The sequence below is a fragment of the Vibrio sinensis genome (genome assembly GCF_003605645.1).
Taxonomy (GTDB): domain Bacteria; phylum Pseudomonadota; class Gammaproteobacteria; order Enterobacterales; family Vibrionaceae; genus Vibrio; species Vibrio sinensis.
Genome location: NZ_QVMU01000002.1, coordinates 337476 through 361664 on the forward strand (window position 1 = coordinate 337476; position 24189 = coordinate 361664).

Sequence of the window (24189 nt, forward strand, 5' to 3'; positions counted from 1 at the left end):
CGATGGGCAGCTTATTACTGGCTGCCCTCTTTTTCTAAGGAAGATCCTATGATCCAATTTGGTACAGGTGGCTGGCGCGCCTTTATTGGGGAAGAGTTTACTAGAGATAATGTCCGTCTTGTTGCTCAAGCGGTCGCAAACATCATTAACGATGAGGGCGTGGCCGAAAACGGCTTTGTGGTTGGCTATGATCGCCGCTTTCTTTCAGACAAAGCGGGCCGGTGGTTCTCTGAGGTATTAGCTGCGAACAATGTCATTGTCAGTTTTATCGACAAATTTGTTCCAACACCTATCGTCATGTTTAAGGCAAAAGAGATGGATTGCGCCTATTCTGCGTGTATCACAGCCTCTCATAACCCGGCTGACTACAACGGCATCAAGATTTTTATTAAAGGCGGCCGTGATGCAGATGAGATCATTACACAAAAAGTAGAAACTCAAATCGCTCAGCTTACTCAAGCACAAGTACTCAGTGTTGAATTTGAACAAGCTGTTGAGAACCAAACCATTCGTATCATTAATCCAATGAACGATTTCGTTGATTCCATCATCAACTTCATTGATATCGAAGCAATCAAGAAAGCCAATTTGCGCGTATTGATTGATCCTATGTTTGGTGTGGCAAAAAATGCTCTACAAACTGTATTGATCAATGGTCGCTGTGATGTTGACGTAATTAATGATGGCAAAAACCCAGACTTTGGTGGCCTTATGCCATCCCCCAATGCCGCAACACTTTATCGTCTGAAACACCTTGTTGCCGCAGAAGGGTATGACATTGGTATCGGAACTGATGGCGATGCTGACCGTTTAGGTATTATTGATGAGAAAGGTAACTTCATTCACCCTAATGAAGTCTTACTGTTACTTTACTATTACTTACTGGAATACAAAGGTTGGAAAGGTTCTGTGGTTAGAAATATCGCGACCACTCATCTTCTTGATCGCGTTGCAGAAGATCACGGCGAAAAGAGCTTTGAGGTTCCCGTAGGCTTTAAACACATAAGCTCTCAAATGGAAGCAGATGATTCTTTAATTGGTGGGGAAAGTTCAGGTGGTTTAACCATCCGTGGACACATCAAAGGCAAAGATGGCGTCTTCGCATCAAGCTTGCTGGTTGAGATGATCTCGGTGACGGGTAAAAAACTTTCTGAACTACTTGAAGAAATCTACGCGCGCTACGGCTATGCCTACACCGCTGAGGGCGATTGCACTTTCAAAGCCACTCAGAAACAAGACTTATACAATCGAATTTATGTCGAAAAGCAATTGCCTAATTTCGACTTTGAAATCGAACGCGTCAGCTATGAAGATGGCGCTAAAGTTTACTTCAAAAATGGCGGCTGGGTGATTGCTCGTTTCTCCGGAACAGAGCCACTACTGCGTATTTTTGCAGAAATGGCCGACAAAGAAACGGCGGAAAGTATCTTGCTACAAATGAAAGACTTTTTAAAAATCTAACACACTCAATTTCCTATAAGTGCAATTTTACCCGGCCTTGTGCCGGGATTTTTTTGCTCAGCTACTTTGCTCGGCTACTTAGCGACTATCTTTGGCTATCGAGAAACCTTGACTATCTAGGCCGATAATAGAAGCTAGTCATCGCTATTTTCGGTTGGAATTAAGTAATCCGATTTTAATTAAAAAGCGAGGATCCCTTGAGTATCCACTTTCACCGATACCGTCTGACCAATTGAAATCGCTTCTGTTGAGCTAGCAAACAAACGACTACCATTAGCATCAATCACATATCGACAGTGATCACCCATAAATTGCTGCTCAAGAACAGTTACACCGCTTTCCTCTGCCGCTGTGATTTGGACGTGTTGTGGACGAAGTAATAACTCACATGCACTATCCAACTCAATCTGCTGCTGAGCTTGCGCTTCAACTAAACCTAACTCAGTTTCAAATTCTGTCTCAGAAATTCGCGTGGCTTTTAAGTAGCTGCCACCACCCAAAAAGTCAGCAACAAACTTGCTTGATGGTTGGTAGTAGAGTTCACTCGCCGTTCCGTATTGCTCTATCACGCCATGATGCATTACTGCCATCTTGTCAGCAAATGCAAATGCCTCTTCACGACTATGAGTAACAAAGATAGCGGTGACGCCTTGTTGTTTGAAGATCTTACGAATCTCACCAATTAGCTCATGACGGACTTGCGTATCAATGTTTGAAAATGGTTCATCCAACAGCAGCAAATCCGGCTTATAAGCTAAAGAACGGGCTATCGCGACGCGTTGTTGCTGTCCACCAGAAAGTTGATGGGGATAACGCTCGGCAAACTGATCAAGATGCACTAATTCCAGCATTTCTTTCACCTTGCTACGCTTTTCCTCTGCACTCATGCCTTGTAACCCAAACGCCACATTCTGCTCCACCGTTAAGTGAGGAAACAGCGCATAATCTTGGAAAATCATTCCAATATTTCGTTGCTCAGGTGGCATCCAGTTTTGACCATCATCAATCGTCATTGAATTCAGAGTCATAGAACCAGAACTAAGAGGAAGCAAGCCTGCAATCGCTTTGAGTAGCGTGGTCTTACCGCAACCACTTGCACCAAGTAAGCAGACAATTTCCCCTTGCTCAACGTCAAGAGATAAAGCATCTAAAATCGTCGTTTGCTCATCATATTTGCACGTTAAATTATGAATTGATAATGCACTACTCATCAGTGTGTTTGCTCCAAAGAACGGTTAACTATTACTAGGGGGATTAACCCAACCAATACCAAAAGAACCGCAGGTAACGCCGCAAGTTCCAAGTGCTCATCTGAAGCAAAGTTATAGACGTAAGTGGCTAACGTCTCAAAGTTAAATGGACGCAATAATAATGCAGCATTCAACTCTTTCATCGACTCAATAAATACCAGTAACGCCGCAATTAAAGCACCACGACGAATCAGTGGGAAATGGACTCGTTTTAGCATTTGATTGGAGTTACACCCCATGGTTCGAGCGGCCATATCCAAAGATGGCGAAACCTTATTAAGATTACTTTCAATACTGCCAATCGCTACTGCTGAAAAGCGGACCACCAGCGCTAAAATCAAAGCAAATATCGAACCGGAGAAAATCAATCCAGGTCGCCCCCACTCCATCACTTTTGCAATGTCATTAACCGTATGATCTAGAAAAACAACCGGAACCATAACGCCAATGGCCAGTACCGTACCAGGTACCGCATACCCCAAAGAAGACATACGCATAAACAGTACATTTTGACGACTTGGATTTAAACGTTGGCTAAAATTCACAATCAACGCGATACCAACAGCGATAACTGCTGCGATAATCGACACATTTAAACTGTTGAGTGCATACTCTCTAAATTCAGCGGTCCAACTTTGACCAAAATACTTATAGGCATAAATACATAACTGGCCCAATGGAAAAATAAACGCAACGGCGACTAATCCCCAACACCAAGTTAATGCCAGCCATTTTTTCCAACCAGATAGTTCATATCGAAAATCTTCGCGACTACTAAACTGGTTTTGAAATAATTTTTGCTTACGACGACTAAAACGCTCGGCACTAAGCAGCAAGATCACGAATACCAGCATTATTGCCGAAATTTTCGCTGCAGCTGTCAAGCTCGAATAACCAAGCCAAGTATCATAGACGGCGGTCGTTAACGTACTGACAGCAAAATAGCTCACCGTACCAAAATCACCAATCGTTTCCATCGCAACAAGAGATAAACCCACCGCCATTGAGGGGCGAACAAGAGGTAACGATATACGACGAAAGCTTTGCCAAGGTGAGCACTTCAATAAGCGAGCAGATTGAAGCAAAGAAACATTTTGCTCCATAAAGGCCGCGCGGCATAAGAGGTAAACATACGGATAGAGAACCAACGCGAGAACAACGGTTGCACCACCTAACGTTCGAATATCAGGAAACCAATACTCTCCCGGCCCCCATCCTGTCAGATCGCGTAATAAAACCTGAATAGGACCGGCAAAATCAAACCAATCAGTAAAAATGTAGCCAACGATATAACCAGGCATTGCCAAAGGCAAAACTAGCGCCCATTGCAAGACTCGTTCGGTGGGTAAGCGACACATCGCCATCAACCAAGCTGATGGAATACCAAAAACTAAAGATAGCAACATCACACCAATGGCCAGTGCGATAGTGTTGAATGTATAGGTAGGGAGTACGGTAGACATCAGATGGGCAAAGAGCTCATCTGTTTCACCAATAGCCGTAAAAAATATTGCCAGAATAGGTAAAACCAGCAGCAAGGCGATTGTCCCACTACTGGTTTTCCAAAAATAATTTTTTTCTTTCATTGCCTAATTACATCAAGGCTATACAAGAGATAAATGCGGGTGCAAATACATCTCATATCCTTTTTAAAGTTAAGGGGTACAGTTATACCCCTTGCACTTATTAAAGGTCAAATTTCACTTCGTCTAAAAGCTTAATTGCCGCAGCATGGTGCGATGCAATATCATCAAGTGAAATTGGATCCGCTTTGAACTCACCCCATGAAGCAACCAACTCAGATGGTTTCACACCTGGTTTTACTGGGTACTCATAGTTTACTTCTGCGTACATTTGTTGTGCTTTATCACCCGTTAAAAATTCCATTAACTTAAGAGCATTCTCTTGGTTTGGCGCGTATTTAGCCATTGCCATACCTGAAATATTAACGTGCGTACCCGTTGTTTCTTGGTTAGGGAAGTTAATGTAAACTGAATCTGCCCACGCTTTTTGCTCAGCGTCGTTAACCATTTTACCTAGGTAATAGCTGTTACCTAATGCAACGTCACATAAGCCTTCTTTGATCGCTTTCACTTGTGCGCGATCATTACCTTGAGGCTTACGAGCTAAGTTTGCCTTTACACCTTCAAGCCATTGTTTCGTTGCAGCTTCGCCATTTTCAGCGATCATTGCCGAAACAAGAGAGACATTATATGGGTGCTTACCGCTACGAGTACAAATCTTACCTTTGAATTCAGGCTTTGCGAGATCGGCGTAGTTGAAGTCATCACCTAGCTTACCGACACGGTCACGAGAAGAGTAAACATTACGTGTACGTAGTGTTAGAGCAAACCACTCGTTTTCTTTATCTTGATATTGTGCAGGAACATTAGCTTCAATCACTTCACTGTCTACACTTTGTACCAAACCTTTATTGGTCAATTCTGCTAGACGGCTAATATCTGTAGTTAGAACCACATCTGCCGGACTATATTCGCCTTCTTGAGCCAATTTTTCCGCTAAACCTTTCTTAGCAAACTTCACATTTACCTTAATGCCAGTTTCTTTAGTAAATTCATTGAACATTGGTTCAACAAGAAACGGCTGGCGATAAGAGTAGACGTTGACTTCTTCAGCTGCCATTGCTGCTGGAGATAATGTTGCACATGCAATTGCTGAAAGAGTTAGCAGTTTTTTCATAGGTTCAATCCTTTAATATCGAAATGATAATGTCTATCAGTTGCGTTATTATATTCATCTTTATTTAGAAAACAATGCTAATACAAAAAAACCTGCTATGAGTAGCAGGTTTTTAATCATTGTCTTTGTAATAAGATGTGTTGTTCAGTTACTTAAGTCGACATTATTTTATTGATACAAATTCTGGATAAGCGCCAACCCCACAGTCATGCACATCCATTCCCTCTAGCTCTTCTTCCTCTGTCACTCGAATACCAATCGTCGCTTTCAACACAGCCCAGACAACTAAACTTGCACCAAATACCCATGCAAAGATAACTGCTGCGCCAAGCAACTGAGCGCCAAAGGTTGCATCACCATTGCTTAATGGCACCACCATTAAACCAAATAAACCACACACACCATGCACTGAAATAGCACCGACTGGATCATCAATTTTCAGCTTATCTAAGGCAACAATACTAAACACAACTAATGCACCAGCAGCGATACCAATAGAGAGTGCATACATTGGTGATGGTGATAACGGATCGGCAGTGATTGCGACCAAACCTGCTAATGCACCATTAAGAATCATAGTCAGATCTGCTTTACCCCAAACGGTTTTACACACCAACAGTGAAGCAATCGCCCCTGCTGCCGCTGCCGCATTAGTATTTAGAAAGATTTGGCCTACTGCAGTCGCATTTTCAAAATCAGATATCATTAACTGAGAGCCGCCGTTGAAACCAAACCAACCGAACCACAAAATAAATGTCCCTAACGTTGCCAGTGGCATGTTCGAACCTGGAATCGGATAAATCTCACCTTTTTTACCGTACTTACCTTTACGAGCACCTAATAATAGAACCCCTGCCAGTGCCGCTGATGCCCCCGCCATATGAACAATGCCCGAACCAGCAAAATCACTAAAACCAGCTTCAGCTAAGAAACCACCACCCCAAGTCCAATAACCTTCCATTGGGTAGATAAATGCAGTTAAAACAGCCGAGAAAATTAAGAATGACCACAATTTCATACGCTCAGCAACTGCACCAGAAACCACTGACATCGCCGTCGCTACAAACACAACTTGGAAGAAAAAATCTGACTCAAGCGAGTGATCTGCCCCTTCTGCTTGAGTTCCGATTAGGGTTCCAAGCGAGGGTAACCACCCACCTTCTGTATTATCAACGTACATAATGTTATAACCCACCAACAAAAAGGTGGTACATGCGATAGCATATAAACAGATATTTTTAGTCAGTATCTCTGTGGTATTTTTAGAGCGCACTAACCCGGCTTCGAGCATGGCAAAACCTGCCGCCATCCACATCACCAATGCACCTGAAATAAGAAAGAAAAAAGTATCCAAGGCGTAACGTAATTCCGCTACCGTAATTGTTAAGTCCATAGTCGTTATCTCCAGTCCATTTGTATTTATAACGCTTCGCTATCCATTTCACCGGTACGAATACGTACCGCTTGGGTCAGGTCGTAGACAAAAATTTTCCCGTCGCCAATCTTGCCTGTATGAGCTGCTTTACTTACCGCCTCAATCACACGATCTACATTGTCGGCTTGAGTCGCTATTTCCAGCTTAACCTTAGGTAGGAAATCGACTTGATATTCTGCACCACGATAAAGCTCGGTATGTCCTTTTTGTCGGCCAAAACCTTTAACTTCAGAAACCGTCATCCCTTCGATTCCTACATCTGCTAAAGCTTCTCTTACATCATCCAATTTGAATGGTTTAATAATGGCATTAATTAATTTCATCTCGTCCTCTCTGAAATTATTGTCCTTGGTGTTTATTGATTAATCCAAACACCGTGCCAAAATTTTAACCAACTGATTTAAATGAAATTTAAGCATTTCAAACCTCTTATACGTAAAAAAGGCGCACCATAGTGGTGCGCCTTTTCACGAATTTAAAGCAGTTAAACGTCGCCTAGCGATTGGTTAAGAATGCCATCCAGCGTTCAATCATGATTTCAAAATCTTCCAAACCACAACTTGCGGTACTTTCACAATCGTAAAAGTCGAACTCGCTGCTATCTTCCAATTCATAGCCATGAGACAGGACATTTTCTTGAACAATAACTTCATCACCAACGATAGAGAGCGAAATCTCAACTCCCGGCAATACATGCTCTTGCTGTGGATGAACTCGAGCAAGATCGCATAAGGCTTCTACTTGAGCTATTTTTTCAAAATCTCGACCAATTTCATCTTGAAGCCAACGACCAACAATTTCATGCCCCATACTACATTTCACGTAGTACTCACCCATTAAGGTATTTCTGACAAATTCAAATTCCATAACCACTGCTCTATCATGATGAAAATCGCCGCGAGTATAACGATATCATTTAGAGAGCTCCACCAAATCAAAGAAAATAGCAGCGAAAAAAAGCCCCTGCACAAAGGCAGAGGCTATTTAATATCTATCTAAACAGACGATTACGCAGGTTCTTGGAAAATCACCGTGTCTGCGATATCCGTGTACTGTCCCATCTTATGGAAATTGAGGTAACGATAAGTATCTGCTGCTGTAGCGTCAATTTGCTGCATGTATTCTAGGTACTCTTCCTTAGTCGGAATCTTACCTAAAATTGCACCAACAGCTGCTAGTTCAGCGGAAGACAAGTAAACGTTAGCACCTGTACCTAGTCGGTTCGGGAAGTTACGAGTCGATGTTGACATCACTGTGGCTTTATCAGCAACACGAGCTTGGTTACCCATGCACAATGAACAACCTGGAGTTTCAATTCGAACCCCTGCGCGGCCGAAGATTCCGTAATAGCCTTCTTCAGTTAGCTGATCTTTATCCATCTTAGTTGGCGGAGCAACCCATAGACGAGTATCTAGTTGACCATTGAACTTATCAAGCAGCTTACCAGCAGCACGGAAGTGGCCAATATTCGTCATACAAGAACCGATAAAGACTTCATCAATTTCAGTACCTTGTACTTCAGATAACAGGCGAGCATCATCAGGATCATTTGGTGCACAAAGAATTGGTTGATCAATATCGGCCAAATCAATTTCAATGACATGTGCGTATTCAGCATCAGCATCACCAGACATTAATTCTGGGTTCGCAATCCACTCTTCCATCGCTGTAATGCGGCGCTCAATCGTACGACGGTCACCATAACCCTCAGCGATCATCCATTTCAACATGGTGATGTTCGAGTTCAAGTACTCATCGATAGATTCTTGAGATAGCTTAACAGTACAACCTGCTGCAGATCGTTCAGCTGATGCATCTGATAGCTCAAATGCTTGCTCAACACTAAGATGCTCAACCCCTTCAATCTCTAAAATACGACCAGAGAATTCATTGATCTTGCCGGCTTTCTCTACCGTCAATAGGCCCTGTTTAATACCGTAGTAAGGGATAGCATGTACGAGGTCACGCAGTGTGATACCCGGCTGCATTTCACCTTTAAAACGCACCAGAATAGATTCAGGCATATCTAGTGGCATAACACCTGTCGCAGCCGCGAATGCAACCAAGCCAGAACCTGCTGGGAACGAAATCCCAAGAGGGAAACGAGTATGTGAGTCACCACCAGTACCAACAGTATCAGGTAGCAACATACGGTTTAGCCAAGAGTGGATAACACCATCTCCAGGGCGCAGTGATACACCGCCACGGTTCATAATAAAATCAGGCAACGTATGGTGTGTATTCACATCAACCGGTTTTGGATAAGCAGAAGTGTGACAGAAAGACTGCATCACGAGATCAGCAGAGAAGCCAAGACAAGCAAGATCTTTTAGCTCATCACGCGTCATTGGACCCGTTGTGTCTTGCGAACCAACTGTCGTCATCTTAGGCTCACAGTACTGCCCAGCACGGACGCCTTCTACGCCACAAGCTTTACCAACCATTTTCTGCGCTAAGGTATAACCTTTATTAGAAGCAGATGGATCAACCGGCTTAGCAAATAGATCCGTTTCTTCTAGCCCTAGAGAAACACGAGCTCGGCTTGTTAAGCCACGTCCAACAATCAGAGGAATACGGCCACCAGCGCGCACTTCATCAAGGAGAACTTTGCTTAGTTCAAAGCTTGAGATTTCCTCATTATTCTTACGCACAACACCTTCATAAGGGTAGATATCAATGACATCACCCATATTCATATTTTGTACGTTCAATTCAATAGGTAGCGCACCTGAATCTTCCATGGTGTTATAGAAGATTGGAGCAATTTTACCACCTAAGCAGATCCCACCCGTACGCTTGTTTGGTACATATGGGATATCATCGCCCATGAACCACAGTACTGAGTTTGTTGCCGATTTACGTGAAGAACCGGTACCAACAACGTCACCAACATAAGCCAGTGGGATACCCTCTTTTTGGAGTTCTTCAATTTGCTTAATTGGACCGACTGTTCCTGGCTCGTCTGGGTTGATACCATCACGTTCCATTTTAAGCATTGCTTTCGCATGAACAGGAATATCAGGACGAGACCACGCATCTGGGGCTGGCGATAAGTCATCAGTGTTCGTTTCACCGGTCACTTTAAAGACTTTAACCGTGATTTTTTCCGCAACTTTCTCTTTCGATGTAAACCATTCGGCTTCAGCCCAAGAAGTTAAAACTTGCTGAGCAAAGGTATTGCCTGCTTTCGCTTTTTCTTCAACATCGTAGAAGGCATCAAACATTAATAATGTATGGGACAGTGCTTTAACTGAAATTGGCGCGAGAACGACATCATCAAGCAACTCGACAAGCGGGGCGATGTTGTAACCACCTTGCATTGTACCAAGTAATTGTGCTGCTTTTTCACGGCTAACTAATGGGGATGAAACTTCACCTTTCGCCACAGCGGTCAAGAAACCAGCTTTTACATAAGCGGCTTCATCTACACCAGGGGGAATTCGATTCTCTAACAGATCAAGAATTACAGCTTCTTCACCTTGAGGTGGGTTTTTAAGAAGTTCGACAAGACCAGCGACTTGTTCTGCGTCTAATGGTCTCGGAACAACTCCTTCAGCAGCACGTTCTTCGACGTGTTTACGGTAGGCTTCAAGCACGACTTTTTCCTCTCATTGCGGTTCTTCCTTTTTTATCTCTTTTATGTATAAAAAAGGAGTGAACATCCTTGGAAACTTGGCTCTCCATTGCCTGGATACTTAACTGATAAACAGCGCCAGAGAGGCCAAACTGTGGGCAGTAGGATAGCAAATTTAACCTTGAATTAAAATCTCATCATTTTGACCAACATAGCAAGTTAAGACTAAAGTCTTGTCAAATCAGCCCTATTTCACCTAAGGAAAATAAGCTTAACCTCCACTATTAATACGTAGTACCAATAATAAGGTATACCGCACCTAAGTTCTGTTCCGTGCGCCCATATGAAAGCAAGATAGGTCCGATAGGAGAATCAATTCCGGCAAAAATAGACGCCGCGTTGTATAAAGGAGCATCTTTCAATTCAAGATCATTGTCTGACCAAACTCCACCATGCTCCAGTGATGCACCCAGATAAAATGGGGCATTGAACAGGCCAAAGTCATTGTCAAACCAACGGTAACGATAAACTAAACTGGTATAAAATACGTTAGAGCCAATCAAGCTATTACGTGGAATACCCGATAGATTTAAAAATCCGCCCAGCTCTTTCGGATTGAGTGGTAGCTCGGAATTTTTACTTTCTACGACACCAAGATCTAATTGCGCGACTAAAGTATGACGGTGGTGACTGGCTGCACCTTTAAAATTCGCCGAAATTTCAAAGACAGTATCTTCTTGAACAGTATCATTCTGGCTAAAGTTAGCCTCGCCGGGACCTCGGTCGTGGGAGATCAGGTAGTCTAGATTGACGAACCAACCCTTGGTTGGAAATGCAAAATCATCCAAAGTATCGAGGCGATAGTTGGCAAATGCACCCATTCGATCAAAGTGTTGTCGTCCAATAGAAGAGAAGCCCGAATACTCAACATAACCATCGCTATATCGCCCACCAAAACGAAGCTCTTGCCATAAGGCCGGCTGTATTCCAAACGCAAGCTCTGCGGTCACTTCTGAGTAATTAATAGGGATAAAATCATACACAGATCCAATATCGGGTGAATCCAAATCCGTCAGAGGGATATTACGTTTCTCACTGCTGTACAACAAACTAGCGGCGGTAAAGAGCTTCTGACTTGAAGAGATTGGCGAATAGAGTTCAATCTCTGCGAGCTTATCCGTTCCCATATCAAGATTCATCGTCAGTTCTGCACCGTCGATACCAAGATTGGTAAAATTACTTGATACGCCGATACTATATTGACTGTCTGTTTTGAAGTCATCCTCAAGGAAAAAACGAAAGTTAAGGTAATTGGGTCCCCAAGATTTTTCATTTACATCAATCACAAGCTCGTCAATGTTATCGTCTTTACTGTACTTGTAAGTGACAAGCTCAAAGCGATCTAATGCGTAAAGATCTTCAATCCCTTTTTCTATCTCTTTGCTATCGAGAGTTTTCCCCGAATCCAAATTCAAACGATTGGCGAGAATAGTGTCGCTAAAATGGGTGTTGTTGTTGATAACAATCCGATCAATTTCAATTTCATCGCCATATTGCAACGCTTTGCGCGCCTTTTGTTTTTCATCAATATAACGTTGATATTCTGCCGTTGAAACAGACAATCCCTTGAGTTTACTCGCAACTTCATAGGCAGCGTGGTAACCGGCCTGAAATGCATTGGGCATTTTATCAAACTCAACCGTTTCCATATCTCCAACATTAGGTCGCAAATAAACATCATCCTCTGACATTAATTTCGCCTGTTCTTCAGTACTTCGGCGTACGAGGTAGTTAGACAATTGATCGGCAACCGTGAAGAAATTTGTGAAGTCCTCTTCATTTTTATAGTCGGTGCTGATGTCGACGGCAATCACCACATCTGCGCCCATTTGCTTAGCGATATCAACCGGCATGTTATTAACCACACCGCCATCTACCAACATTTGTCCGTTTAATTTATAAGGTGGTAAGGCTCCTGGAACCGACATACTCGCCATCATAGCATCCACCAGATAGCCATCATCGAGCACTACCTCTTTTAATTCGAGGATATCGGTCGCCACTGAACGGTATGGAATCGCAAGGTCATCGAACGATTCAAATGCACCGAGGTTCCCCGTTGTTTCGCGCAAAATTCTCAGCATGTTCTGCCCTTGCACAACACCTGTTGGTGCGCGAACTTCACCAAAGCGTAAGCCAAGATCGGTTTTTATTTGGTATCGATCTTCATATTCTTTGTCTCGAACACGGCGGTGACTGCGATCGACGCGATCTCGATAACCATTGTTCCAATCGACACTGAAGATGAAACTCTCAATCTCATCGGCACTCATACCCGTGGCATATAAGCCACCGACATACGCCCCCATACTTGTGCCCGCAATGTAGTCGACGGGAATTTTCAACTCTTCTAGCGCTTTTAGCACACCAATATGTGCCGCTCCTTTCGCGCCGCCACCAGCAAGTACAACGGCGACTTTAGGATGTTTCTTAGAAGAGCTCGATTCGTTCTCAACAGCCCACACAGGGCTACTGAGAACGATCGAAGAAGCGATTAAATACAGACCTAACTTGCGCACCAACGTTTTCCTTCGCGTTCATAAAAACCACTAGCATCCGCTTGGATTTTTTCCCATTAATCAAACATTACCAAGTGAAGAGTTTTTTGATCCATTCAACCGGTTGATTGCTACATTGTTTTTGCAGTGTTTCATTGGCATCCCACACTGGCAATTTGAAGTTATTATTACAGTCTAGAGTTAGCCCACCTTGCGGCAGCTTCGCAAAACCTATCGTCGTGATATCTTTTGGCCACGGTAGTGATAATTTTTGCGGAATTCTATGCTGCAAATATTCAGCATAGACGCGTAACGCACCACTTGAACCAGTCAGCTTAGTCGATTTGTTATCATCTCGTCCTAGCCAAATCGTCGTCACTTCTCGACCATCAACACCAACAAACCAGCTGTCTCGAGTATCGTTACTGGTACCTGTTTTTCCGGCTAAGGCAGCCCAAGAAAATTGTGCATTAAGGAAACGTCCCGTACCTTCCATCACGCCACGTTTCATCGCATAGGTTGTCAACCAAGCAGCTTGCTGATCGACAGTTTGCGTCACTGACGGAATTGATTGATACAATACATTACCATCCAAATCGGAAACGGAACGTAGAGCAGATAGCTTGGCTTTTTTCCCTGAATTTGTCAGAGTTTGGTACATCTGTGCTACTTGGAAAGGCGTCAACGTAAATGAGCCTAAGAACATCGATGGAACCGGTTTAATCTCTTGTTTATCAACACCTAACTGCGTAAATGTATCAATAACATTGTCGATACCTAACTGCATACCTAACCGAACGGTTGGGACATTCAAAGATTTCGCTAGAGCTAAATACAATGGCACCTCACCACGATATTTTCGATCGTAGTTTCTCGGCGACCAAACATTCCCTTGGCTGCCTTTCAGACTAAACGGGCGATCCTGCAATGTTGTGGCCAAATTATAATGATCAGGCTGCGCTAATGCCGTGAGGTAAACCGCTGGTTTCGCTAAGGAACCAATCTGGCGACTAGCGTTAAGCGCTCGATTGAAACCATCGTACCCTGTGCGTTTCCCCCCGACCATGGCGCGGATTTCCCCAGAGTGTCGATCGACCGCTATCGCAGCTCCTTCCAATTCATTACCCGCCACCTTTGCGAGTTGAGGAACCTTTTTCGCAATCGCTTGTTCCAGTTCATTTTGTGAAACGGGATCAAGAGACGTGAAGACTTTTAGCCCTTTATCTGCGCTATAAGCCTCACCAACTTTCTCTTTCAACTCAATTTGCAGTTGTTGAAAATAAGATGGTTGACGACTCGCTATTTTAGGATTCTTTTGAATATCTAATGGGCGACTTGCCGCTTGATCAAATTCACTAGCGGTCAGTACATTTTGCTGCATCATCAGTCTTAAAACTAAATCACGGCGCTCTTTCGCTCGCTCAGGGAAACGAATCGGATTGTAATATGACGGGCCTTTAACCATCCCGACAAGTAGCGCTAATTGATCAATGCGTAGCTCTTGAATTGGCTGCCCAAAATACAAACGAGATGCTAAACCAAAACCATGTACAGCTTCACCGCCGCTTTGCCCCAAGTAGACTTCATTCAGATAAGCTTCTAGTAAACGATCTTTTGAATAACGGTAATCCAAAATCAGAGCAATGTAAGCTTCTCGTACTTTACGCCACAATGTTCTATCGCTGGACAAAAACAGATTTTTAGCCAACTGCTGCGTTAGCGTACTTCCGCCTTGTACAGTGCGCCCTGCTTTAACATTTGCGACAAGTGCGCGTGCAATTGCAATAGGAGAAACACCATCATGTTGGTAGAAGCTACGATCTTCTGTCACCAACAGTGCATCAATCATGACTTCCGGAAATTGCTCTCGGCGTAAAAACAGTCGTTGTTCATCTTTGTTTTTTTCCAACATGCCAAGCATTTTAGGCTCGATTCGTAAATAACCTAAATCGCCTTTTTTCTCTAGCGACTGGATACGTTGCAATCCTGATTGGTCAAAGTACAACATCGCATGACGATCAGGCTCTGGCCCATCAGTAAATTCAAATGGTCGTCGAATCAGCTCAATTTTTGTCGATGAAGATGAATATTCGCCTGGGTAGTGTGGTTGGCTCACTTTACGATAATTCAATACATCGAGCTCATTGCGCACTTCTTTTAAACTGATGTCGTCACCAGGTTCAAGGGTCAAAATTCTTGCATACACCACGGTTGGCAATTCAAATAATTGCCCTTCAAACCTTTGCTTTACGACACTATCGAGGTAAATCCCGACAAACACCAATACCGCAAACGTCGCGAGTCCAACTTTCCAGCTTATTCCCCATAAGGTTTTCAACCATGAACGGCCACCTTTAGGTTTTTTAGGCTTATTTGCTTTGGGTGCTTTTTTACGCACCGTTTTTTTAACGGGAGCACTTGGCGTTGCTGCTGTTTTTTTCTTGGTCATGAATTCAATTGTCGTTTAGTTTTACTGGTTGCAACGTGGTTCGCAGGGTCATCTGGCCACACATGTTTTGGGTATCGCCCTTTCATCTCTTTTTTTACTTCGCTATACGAGCCTTGCCAGAAACTCGCTAAGTCTCGCGTCACTTGCAGCGGTCTCTGCGCCGGTGACAGTAACTCTAGTACCAATGTTTTTCTTCCAAGCGCGATTTGTGGTGAGGACTTTTCACCAAAAACCTCTTGCATACGTACTGACAACACGGGTTCTTCGCCATCTTGATAACGAATTCTCTTAACGTTCCCAGTAGGTAAAACATAATGAATAGGTAACCATTGATTAATCTCTTGGTTTAAAGGCCAACCAAGGCGAGCAAACAATGCGGCTTCTAGATCTATTTTAGCTAATGATTTCAGAGAATTAACACCTAGCAAATAAGGTGTAAGCCACTCTTCTAACTCATCAAGTAATGCAGCATCATCCATTGCTGGCCAATCTTGTTCAGGTAGCCATGCTACAGCACAACGAATGCGAGCAAGGGTATCTTGACTATTTGGGCTCCAATTTAATGCTGAAAGTCCTTTTCGACGCACAAAATTAAGTAAAGCTTCGGTCATTTTTTCTGCCGGTGGCGCCGCTAGCATCCGCTTGCGAACAATTAATTTCCCCAGCATGGTTCTTTCTTCTGCGACTAGCTTACCTTTTTCTTCGTCCCAATCCACTAACTCGGTCACATCAAAACGCAGCGGCAACGCTTGTTCTAACTGCTGAAGATCCAATTCTGCTGCGGTAAAAATGACGGAGGCATCTTGATGGGTCCGCATAAGGTCAATAGCCACAAGATAATCACTATCCGCCAAACGCTCACTATCCATCAGTTCAGCACCGTGTCCGTTTGACAATAGAAAGCGACCAGCTTGTTGATTTCGACGCTGGGCAATACGATCCGGGTAAGCTATGGCAAGTAATAAACTGATATAACGCTCGTCGACTTGATTTAAGGAGAAAGCACAGCCCAGTTTTGTCGCCAATTGCTTGGCTCGCTGCCAAACCACTTTTTGCTTCGTATGTCGGCCTTGAATAAAACGATGCACACTATGTTGAAAATCTACAACATTGCGTTCAAGTTCTTCCAATAACGCCGCTAAAGCCAATGCGCTGGGTAACCATATCGGGTTGTTTTTTGCGGATACCAACATCGCTGCAATACGTGGTTCTAAACCAAGTTGATGCGCCAAGCCCCCCTCTAGCGTCAGTTGATGAGCTTCATCTATTAATTCCAATTGCACTAATAATGAACGAGCTTGATTCAAAGCACTTTGTGGCGGAACATCCAACCATTTGAGATCATCAACATTGACCGCTCCCCATTGCGCTAACTCAAGAGCAAGGCCAGACAGGTCAGTATGAAGAATTTCCGCTTGTGGCACTGCGGGCTGCTGTTTAAGTTGACTCTCACTGTACAAGCGAACACAAATGCCCGCTTCAATACGACCTGCACGGCCTGCTCGCTGCTCAGCCGAGGATTGCGCAATACGAAGTTGTTCTAACTTTGTTACACCACTTTTCAGATCAAACTTTGCAACGCGCTCAAGACCAGAATCAACAACAATTCGAATTCCCTCTATTGTTAATGACGTTTCCGCGATATTGGTAGCAAGAACCACTTTTCTCCGCTCAGTACCATCGGAACGAATTCCTGCAGGTTGAATCGCGGCTTGTTGTTGAGCAAAGCTCAATTGGCCATAGAGGGGACACACATCAAACCCAAGAGATTCTGTTTCAAGGCGCTCTTGAACTTGTTTAATCGCTGCAACACCGGGTAAAAATGCCAATAAAGAACCGGACTCTTGTTCCATTAATGATTGTATTTGCCGAGCCATAGCGTCAGTTAAACGTTGATTAGCTTTTAGTGGTGCATAACGGTACTCAACAGGAAAACAGCGTCCAAGCGACTCGATATACTGCGCCTCAGGTAATAGCCCAATCAAAGCTGAGCGATCCAATGTTGCTGACATGACGACAATCTTCAAGTCATCGCGAAATGCGTCTTGGATTTCCAAACAAAACGCTAATGCGGTATCAGCGTGAATACTGCGTTCGTGAAATTCATCAAAAATCACCAAGTCGATACCCGATAATTCAGGATCAGACTGAATAAGTCGAGTCATGATGCCTTCTGTCACAATTTCAAGCTGGGTTTTATCACTGACTTTGGTTTCACCTCGTACACGATAACCCACTCGTTGACCGACCTCCTCACCCAGTTGCTGAGCAAGATAGCGAGCAATATTACGCGCAGCAAGACGCCTAGGTTCAAGCATAATGATTTTGCCACGATAAGACTTCGACAATAACAATTGAAGAGGAAAATGCGTTGACTTACCTGCTCCCGGTGGCGCTTTTAGGATGACTTGAGATGCGTCTTCAAGCGCAGAAAATAACTCAGGTAGGACATCTTCGATAGGCAATTGTGACAATGGAAAACCCTTATGGTGTAATGTTGATCGCATTGTACTCGTTGGTTTATTTCTATCGCAACCATCGAGCGTCATCCTCTATAGATATCTCACAGGTATAGGGCCGCCATATGAAGTTTTCATCACCACTCCAACCCGCCACACTCATTAAGCGCTATAAACGTTTTCTCGCTGATATCACATTGGAAGATGGCACAACTCGAACAATTCACTGTGCTAACACCGGCGCGATGACTGGCTGTGCAGATTCAGGAAACCGAGTATGGTATTCAACGTCAGATAACCCAAAACGTAAATACCCAAACAGCTGGGAACTAGCAGAAACGGCGCAAGGCGACCGAATTTGTGTTAACACCGCTCGAGCTAACCTTTTGGCGGTAGAAGCAATCAACGCTGGTGTTATTGATGAACTGCAAGGTTATGATCAACTTCAAACAGAGGTGAAATATGGCAGTGAAAATAGTCGGATTGATATCTTACTCAAATCAAATGATAAGCCGACGTGTTATATAGAAGTCAAAAGTGTCACGCTGCTAGATTCTGATCATCAAGGACAAGGTTTTTTCCCTGATGCGGTAACAACTCGAGGACAAAAACACCTAAGAGAGTTAACGGAGATGGCACAAAATGGAAATCGGGCCATACTTTTATTCACTGTTTTACATTCAGGCATTGAAAAAGTGTCTCCAGCACACCATATAGACGCCAATTATTCACAATTACTAAAACACGCAATCAAACAGGGAGTGGAAGTTTTGTGCTACAGAGCCGAACTTTCCAATATTGAGATGAAACTAACAAAGGCTGTAGGCTTTTCTTTTTCACAAGAAAAATGATGCGGTCTTCACATTGACAATAAGTTTACTCTTCAGTATTTGCCTCCATGATTGGTTTTTGCTATAGATACCCGCCTAAAAATTGACTGCTTCGCAGTTGACTAGGTGTTAGTAGGAGATGCTGCATGCCAGAATTAAAGAAAAAAGCGATTGGCATCCTAGCCATTGCCGGTGTTGAGCCGTATCAAGAGAAAGCAGGTGAAGAGTACATGTCACCTGAGCAAATGACTCATTTCAGTAAAATTTTGTCAGCTTGGCGCAACCAACTTCGTGTTGAAGTTGATCGCACAGTTCACCATATGCAGGACGAGGCGGCGAACTTTCCTGACCCAGTTGACCGTGCTTCTCAAGAAGAAGAGTTCAGTCTTGAACTGCGTAACCGTGACCGTGAGCGCCGTCTAATCAAGAAAATTGAAAAGACACTGACTAAAATTGAAGAAGACGATTTCGGCTTCTGTGAGTCATGTGGTGTTGAGATTGGTATTCGTCGTTTAGAAGCCCGTCCAACAGCTGATCTTTGTATCGATTGCAAAACTCTTGCAGAGATTAAAGAAAAGCAAATGCAAGGTTAATCGCCTAGATTGACAAGCAATTAAGAGGGAGCGCAAGCTCCCTTTTTGGTTTTATTTTTCCGCGCTCTATTCATAGCGTGAAGATATGTTAACTAGGTTGAATAATATCATGAGTTACATTGGTCGCTTTGCCCCATCCCCATCTGGCCCCCTCCATTTTGGTTCTCTTATTGCTGCATTAGGAAGCTATTTCCAAGCAAAATCTCAGCAAGGTAAATGGTTGGTTCGAATTGAGGATCTAGACCCACCAAGGGAGATGTCTGGCGCATCAGATTTGATTTTACGTACACTGGAAGCCTATCAACTCCACTGGGATGGCGAGGTGGTTTACCAAAGTCAACGTCACGCGTTATACCAAAATCAAATCGATCAATGGCTCACTACAGGGCAAGCGTACTACTGTCAGTGCACCCGCAAACAGATTAAAGAAACCGGTGGGTTTTATTCCGGTCTGTGTCGAGATAAAAAACTGGCGCCAGATGGGCAACAAGCTATTCGTCTGAGAATGACACATCCTATTTATCAGTTCCATGACGAAAAACATGGGGAGTTACTCATTCCCAAACCACTGGCTAATGAAGACTTCATTATTAAACGACGCGATGGGTTGTTTGCCTATAATCTTGCGGTCGTATTGGATGATATTGACCAAAATATCACCGAAGTCGTTCGAGGTGCCGATTTAATTGAGCCAACTGGCCGACAAATTAGCTTGTACCAAATGTTGAATAAATCACCAGTTAGTTATCTGCATTTACCATTGGCATTAGATGAAAATGGTCATAAACTCTCAAAGCAAAACCATGCAGAAGCGATTGATAATTCAGCCCCAATACCCGCATTGCTTGATGCAATGCAATTTTTAGGCTTCAAATTGGAAGCTGATATGGACAATGCAAGTGTTGAAGAAATCATCACTTGGGGCATTCATAATTGGTGCCTTTCGCAGTTACCTGATACAACAGAGATCACGCCGAGATTCTCAAACCGCGCTCGGTAAGCTATCATTAGCCGCAAATTCGCCCGAACGGGCCGTCAAAATTTAAACGAGAGCAAGGTTGCCACTCACAACGATTGCCAGATGCACATGAATAAAAACGACTATACACCAAGCGAGACAATGGCCGGTTCAGAGCTCGCTCTAAATATTCTCACTCGCCAAGAGCACAGTATTTCGCGCAAACGTATCAGTGATAACGCACTGAAGGTGCTATACCGACTTCATGGTGCCGGCTTCGATGCCTACCTAGTTGGTGGCGGCGTGCGTGATTTACTTTTAGGCCAAACGCCAAAAGATTTTGATATCGCTACGAATGCGACACCAGAAGAGATCCGTGGACTATTTCGAAACTGCCGCCTAATTGGTCGACGTTTCCGCCTAGCACATATCATGTTTGGCCGTGACATTATCGAAGTGGCTACGTTTCGAGGTCACCATCAAGAACCAAACAACCAAGTGGCTCAGCAGTCAAAAGAAGGCATGTTGTTGCGTGATAACGTCTATGGCACTGTTGATGAAGATGCTGAACGTCGTGACTTCACCATCAATGCGATGTACTACAACATCGGAACCTATGCGATTCATGACTACGCTGGCGGAATGGAAGATCTAGAAGACCAACTGATTCGTTTATTAGGCCACCCAGAGACTCGCTACCGCGAAGATCCAGTGCGAATGCTACGTGCAGTTCGTTTTGCTGTAAAACTGGACTTCGATATAGAAGAAGATACCGCTGAACCTATCGAGCATCTTGCACACCTATTGCAAGATATTCCTGCGGCACGCCTCTATGAAGAATCATTAAAGATGCTACAAACGGGCTTCGGCCTAGAAACGTATCATCTTATGCGTGAGTACAACTTGTTCCAGCAGCTTTTCCCTGCGATTGCAGAGCAATTCACAGAGGATTACTCATCAAAGACGGAACAAATGCTCGACTTAGTTTTGGATTCCACCGATCAACGCATTGAAGAGGGTAAACGTATTAACCCTGCTTTCATGTTCGCTGCGATTCTTTGGTATCCACTGCTTGCTCAAGCTGAGAAGCTCATGGCGTCACACAAAATGGCTGATTACGATGCCGTAATGGAAGCGAGTAACATCATTTTGGATCAGCAAGTAAAAACTATTGCTATTCCTCGTCGTCATACCGCAACCATTCGAGAAATTTGGCAGTTACAACTACGTCTACCTCGTCGTAATGGTAAACGTGCTTTCCGTCTAATGGAGCTGAATAAGTTCCGTGCTGGTTACGATTTCCTCGACATGCGTGCAGAAATCGAAGGGGGAGAAACTGAACTCCTCGCTAAATGGTGGAGTACATTCCAAAACGCAGGACGTAACATGCGTCAAGCGATGGCGAATGATCTTGATAGTGCATCACCAAAGCCAAATCGACGCAAAAAGAATTATCGTAAGAAAAAGAGCTCAAGCGAATCATGATTACAGCCTACATTGCAGTAGGCAGTAATCTGGGCGACCCTGTTGCTCAAGCCAAGACTGCTATTGATGCATTAAAACAGTTACCTAGATCAGAGTTTTTGCAGGCCTCTATGCTATACAGTAGCACTCCGATGGGGCCGCAAAATCAACCTGACTACATCAATGCTGTTGTGGCTATCCAAACTGAATTAACACCTCTTGAACTGCTCGATTGCACCCAAGCTATCGAGCAAGAGCAAGGGCGTGTCCGTAAAGATGAACGCTGGGGGCCAAGAACCCTAGATTTAGATATCATCTTATATGGCAATGAGGTGATGGATTCACCACGGTTAACCATTCCTCATTATGGAATGAAACAACGAGAATTCGTCCTTTACCCACTTGCTGAAATCGCACCAAATTTAACGCTCCCTGATGGGACTGAGTTAAGCGTATTACTGACACAAGTAGATCGTAATGGACTCAGTACTTGGCAGTCATAGCCAACTCCGAGTAAGGATTAAATAATGAAAAAGATTACTATCAACGATCTGCTTAAATGGAAGCAAGAAGGTCGTAAATTTGCAACGTCTACCGCATACGATGCGAGTTTTGCTCAACTTTTTGAAAGCCAAGAAATGCCGGTACTGCTTGTCGGTGATTCACTAGGCATGGTATTGCAGGGTAAAACTGACACTTTACCTGTTACTACTGATGAAATTGCTTACCACACGCGCTGTGTGCGCGCAGGAAGCCCAAATAGTCTAGTTATGGCTGATATGCCATTTATGAGCTACGCAACGCCTGAGCAAGCTTGTGAGAACGCAGGCAAGTTAATGCGCGCTGGCGCAAACATGGTAAAAATTGAAGGTGGCGATTGGCTGGTTGAAACCGTCAAAATGCTAACTGAACGCGCTGTTCCGGTTTGTGCGCATCTAGGATTAACACCACAATCTGTCAATATTTTTGGTGGATTCCGAGTGCAAGGTCGCGATCAAGAAAAAGCAGATCGTATGGTTCGTGATGCATTAGCATTGCAAGAAGCTGGTGCACAAATTGTCCTATTGGAATGTATTCCATCTGAGCTTGCTGCACGTATTACCGAAGTGCTGGATGTTCCAGTCATTGGTATTGGCGCAGGTAACGTGACCGACGGTCAAATCCTTGTGATGCATGACATGTTTGGTATTTCGGCTAACTATATGCCGAAATTCTCAAAAGATTTCTTAGCTGAAACTGGTGACATGCGTAAAGCGATTGCTAAATATATCGAAGACGTCCAAAGCGGTGCCTTCCCTGATGCTGCCCATACCATTGCTTAAAGGACCACTGAATGCATACTTTTGCTGAAATTTCTGCGTTACGCGAACACCTTAAGCAGTTTAAGCGTGAAGGGCGTAAAATCGCCTTTGTACCGACCATGGGCAATTTACACGATGGTCATTTGACGTTAGTTCGCAAAGCTCGTGAACACGCTGATGTGGTTGTGGTAAGTATTTTTGTTAATCCTATGCAATTTGAGCGTACGGATGACTTAAATAACTATCCTCGCACTCTCGAGGAAGACTTAGCAAAGCTAGGCAGTGAAGGTGTTGAACTTGTCTTCACTCCAACACCTGAAATTATCTATCCTGATGGTTTAGATAAACAAACTTCTGTCGATGTGCCAGTCTTGTCCACCATGCTAGAAGGAGCTTCTCGCCCTGGGCACTTCCGTGGTGTATCAACGATTGTGACCAAGCTATTCAATATCGTTCAACCTGATGTTGCTTGTTTTGGTGAGAAAGATTTCCAACAGTTAGCCATCATTCGCAAAATGACGGATGATCTTGCTATGGATATCGAGATTATTGGTGTACCAACTGTTCGTGAAATGGACGGTTTAGCCATGAGTTCTCGTAATGGCCTATTGACCATTGATGAGCGTCAACGCGCCCCAGTACTTGCTCGTACTATGCGCTGGATCAGTAGCGCGATTCGTGGCGGTCGTGATGATTACGCTTCTGTTATCGAAGATGCAAGCGATCAACTCCGCGCAGCAGGCCTACAGCCTGATGAAATTTTCATTCGTGATGCTCGCACATTACAAGACATCAGCATTGAAACCACTCAAGCGGTTATCTTGATGTCAGCATTCTTAGGTAAAGCTCGCCTTATTGACAATCAAACGGTTGATTTAACCATTGAATCAAAAGACGAATCTGAGAATACAGAAAGTGAGTCATCTGAAAGCTAACGTTCAATCATGAATCTAGGTTCAATAAAGAGCGATGTACAGTATAGATGAGCAATAAAAAAGGTTGTCCAATGGACTAATGCTGATCGTTTTAAATAATTGAACGATCCTGAGCAGGGTTCATAATCGGTCTCAACATAGTTGAGGCCGATTTTTTTATGTCTGAGTTTTCTAAAGAGTTACAGATTACCGCTGAGTTTTGCCAAGAACATCATCTCAATG

General features: G+C 43.7%; 18 protein-coding genes. 8 read left to right on the forward strand and 10 right to left on the reverse strand.

The genetic code is table 11. From position 1 onward, the window contains the following. Positions 1-48 precede the first annotated feature (48 nt). On the forward strand, positions 49-1461 hold the full coding sequence (locus tag DZ860_RS04950; RefSeq protein WP_120029812.1) for a phosphoglucomutase/phosphomannomutase family protein: 1413 nt from the start codon (positions 49-51) through the stop codon (positions 1459-1461). Between the two features lie 179 nt (positions 1462-1640). On the opposite strand, the gene DZ860_RS04955 is transcribed toward DZ860_RS04950, so the two are convergent. The 10 genes from DZ860_RS04955 to hrpB all read right to left on the reverse strand — a co-directional run bounded on the left by DZ860_RS04955 (position 1641) and on the right by hrpB (position 17934). Then, positions 1641-2672, reverse strand: a complete 1032-nt coding sequence (locus tag DZ860_RS04955) for an ABC transporter ATP-binding protein (protein ID WP_120029813.1) — start codon at positions 2670-2672, stop codon at positions 1641-1643. After that, positions 2672-4297, reverse strand: coding sequence for an ABC transporter permease (locus DZ860_RS04960; protein ID WP_120029814.1), 1626 nt, complete (start codon positions 4295-4297; stop codon positions 2672-2674). The genes DZ860_RS04955 and DZ860_RS04960 overlap by 1 nt, the downstream gene beginning before the upstream one ends. Positions 4298-4397: 100 nt before the next feature. Next, positions 4398-5411, reverse strand: coding sequence for a Fe(3+) ABC transporter substrate-binding protein (locus DZ860_RS04965; protein ID WP_120029815.1), 1014 nt, complete (start codon positions 5409-5411; stop codon positions 4398-4400). A gap of 163 nt (positions 5412-5574) precedes the next feature. After that, positions 5575-6804, reverse strand: a complete 1230-nt coding sequence (locus tag DZ860_RS04970) for an ammonium transporter (protein WP_120029816.1) — start codon at positions 6802-6804, stop codon at positions 5575-5577. A gap of 26 nt (positions 6805-6830) precedes the next feature. Continuing rightward, entirely contained in the window at positions 6831-7169 is a 339-nt protein-coding gene (gene glnK / locus DZ860_RS04975) for a P-II family nitrogen regulator (RefSeq protein ID WP_120029817.1), read from the reverse strand. A 172-nt stretch (positions 7170-7341) separates the two neighbouring features. Then, positions 7342-7713: a YacL family protein gene (locus DZ860_RS04980; RefSeq protein ID WP_120029818.1), complete on the reverse strand. Its 372-nt coding sequence runs from the start codon at positions 7711-7713 to the stop codon at positions 7342-7344. 140 nt (positions 7714-7853) lie between these two features. After that, entirely contained in the window at positions 7854-10442 is a 2589-nt protein-coding gene (gene acnB / locus DZ860_RS04985) for a bifunctional aconitate hydratase 2/2-methylisocitrate dehydratase (RefSeq protein WP_120029819.1), read from the reverse strand. Positions 10443-10704: 262 nt separating this feature from the next. Continuing rightward, positions 10705-12963, reverse strand: coding sequence for a patatin-like phospholipase family protein (locus tag DZ860_RS04990; protein WP_243641808.1), 2259 nt, complete (start codon positions 12961-12963; stop codon positions 10705-10707). A gap of 103 nt (positions 12964-13066) precedes the next feature. Continuing rightward, the gene (mrcB, locus tag DZ860_RS04995) at positions 13067-15427 is read right to left on the reverse strand and encodes a penicillin-binding protein 1B (RefSeq protein WP_120029821.1); all 2361 of its coding nucleotides are present in this window, start codon (positions 15425-15427) and stop codon (positions 13067-13069) included. Then, a complete protein-coding gene (gene hrpB, locus DZ860_RS05000; protein ID WP_243641806.1) occupies positions 15424-17934 on the reverse strand; it encodes an ATP-dependent helicase HrpB in 2511 nt (836 codons plus the stop codon). The genes mrcB and hrpB overlap by 4 nt, the downstream gene beginning before the upstream one ends. Before the next feature lie 77 nt (positions 17935-18011). On the opposite strand from hrpB, the gene sfsA reads away from it, so the two are divergent. The 7 genes from sfsA (at position 18012) to panC (ending at position 23967) form a co-directional block, all read left to right on the forward strand. Continuing rightward, positions 18012-18737, forward strand: coding sequence for a DNA/RNA nuclease SfsA (gene sfsA, locus DZ860_RS05005; RefSeq protein WP_120029822.1), 726 nt, complete (start codon positions 18012-18014; stop codon positions 18735-18737). Between the two features lie 125 nt (positions 18738-18862). Further along, positions 18863-19309, forward strand: a complete 447-nt coding sequence (dksA, locus tag DZ860_RS05010) for an RNA polymerase-binding protein DksA (RefSeq protein ID WP_120029823.1) — start codon at positions 18863-18865, stop codon at positions 19307-19309. A gap of 109 nt (positions 19310-19418) precedes the next feature. Then, on the forward strand, positions 19419-20309 hold the full coding sequence (gene gluQRS / locus DZ860_RS05015; RefSeq protein ID WP_120029824.1) for a tRNA glutamyl-Q(34) synthetase GluQRS: 891 nt from the start codon (positions 19419-19421) through the stop codon (positions 20307-20309). 81 nt (positions 20310-20390) lie between these two features. Then, positions 20391-21752 (forward strand): polynucleotide adenylyltransferase PcnB, encoded by a 1362-nt coding sequence (pcnB, locus tag DZ860_RS05020; RefSeq protein ID WP_207890599.1) that lies wholly within the window; start codon positions 20391-20393, stop codon positions 21750-21752. Further along, the gene (gene folK, locus DZ860_RS05025; protein WP_120029825.1) at positions 21749-22234 is read left to right on the forward strand and encodes a 2-amino-4-hydroxy-6-hydroxymethyldihydropteridine diphosphokinase; all 486 of its coding nucleotides are present in this window, start codon (positions 21749-21751) and stop codon (positions 22232-22234) included. Before pcnB ends, folK begins: the two co-directional genes overlap by 4 nt. A 24-nt stretch (positions 22235-22258) precedes the next feature. Continuing rightward, positions 22259-23053: a 3-methyl-2-oxobutanoate hydroxymethyltransferase gene (gene panB / locus DZ860_RS05030; protein WP_120029826.1), complete on the forward strand. Its 795-nt coding sequence runs from the start codon at positions 22259-22261 to the stop codon at positions 23051-23053. Between the two features lie 11 nt (positions 23054-23064). Continuing rightward, positions 23065-23967 (forward strand): pantoate--beta-alanine ligase, encoded by a 903-nt coding sequence (gene panC, locus DZ860_RS05035; RefSeq protein ID WP_120029827.1) that lies wholly within the window; start codon positions 23065-23067, stop codon positions 23965-23967. Positions 23968-24189 lie beyond the last annotated feature (222 nt).

What these genes read in the sequence shown, in the direction of transcription:
- hrpB (WP_243641806.1), bottom strand. Translation starts at nt 17,934, where the DNA reads ATGCGATCAACATTACACCATAAGGGTTTTCCATTGTCACAATTGCCT.
- DZ860_RS04955 (WP_120029813.1), bottom strand. Translation starts at nt 2,672, where the DNA reads ATGAGTAGTGCATTATCAATTCATAATTTAACGTGCAAATATGATGAG.
- folK (WP_120029825.1), top strand. Translation starts at nt 21,749, where the DNA reads ATGATTACAGCCTACATTGCAGTAGGCAGTAATCTGGGCGACCCTGTT.
- dksA (WP_120029823.1), top strand. Translation starts at nt 18,863, where the DNA reads ATGCCAGAATTAAAGAAAAAAGCGATTGGCATCCTAGCCATTGCCGGT.
- gluQRS (WP_120029824.1), top strand. Translation starts at nt 19,419, where the DNA reads ATGAGTTACATTGGTCGCTTTGCCCCATCCCCATCTGGCCCCCTCCAT.
- glnK (WP_120029817.1), bottom strand. Translation starts at nt 7,169, where the DNA reads ATGAAATTAATTAATGCCATTATTAAACCATTCAAATTGGATGATGTA.
- DZ860_RS04960 (WP_120029814.1), bottom strand. Translation starts at nt 4,297, where the DNA reads ATGAAAGAAAAAAATTATTTTTGGAAAACCAGTAGTGGGACAATCGCC.
- DZ860_RS04965 (WP_120029815.1), bottom strand. Translation starts at nt 5,411, where the DNA reads ATGAAAAAACTGCTAACTCTTTCAGCAATTGCATGTGCAACATTATCT.
- mrcB (WP_120029821.1), bottom strand. Translation starts at nt 15,427, where the DNA reads ATGACCAAGAAAAAAACAGCAGCAACGCCAAGTGCTCCCGTTAAAAAA.
- DZ860_RS04980 (WP_120029818.1), bottom strand. Translation starts at nt 7,713, where the DNA reads ATGGAATTTGAATTTGTCAGAAATACCTTAATGGGTGAGTACTACGTG.
- pcnB (WP_207890599.1), top strand. Translation starts at nt 20,391, where the DNA reads ATGCACATGAATAAAAACGACTATACACCAAGCGAGACAATGGCCGGT.
- panB (WP_120029826.1), top strand. Translation starts at nt 22,259, where the DNA reads ATGAAAAAGATTACTATCAACGATCTGCTTAAATGGAAGCAAGAAGGT.
- sfsA (WP_120029822.1), top strand. Translation starts at nt 18,012, where the DNA reads ATGAAGTTTTCATCACCACTCCAACCCGCCACACTCATTAAGCGCTAT.
- DZ860_RS04950 (WP_120029812.1), top strand. Translation starts at nt 49, where the DNA reads ATGATCCAATTTGGTACAGGTGGCTGGCGCGCCTTTATTGGGGAAGAG.
- panC (WP_120029827.1), top strand. Translation starts at nt 23,065, where the DNA reads ATGCATACTTTTGCTGAAATTTCTGCGTTACGCGAACACCTTAAGCAG.
- DZ860_RS04970 (WP_120029816.1), bottom strand. Translation starts at nt 6,804, where the DNA reads ATGGACTTAACAATTACGGTAGCGGAATTACGTTACGCCTTGGATACT.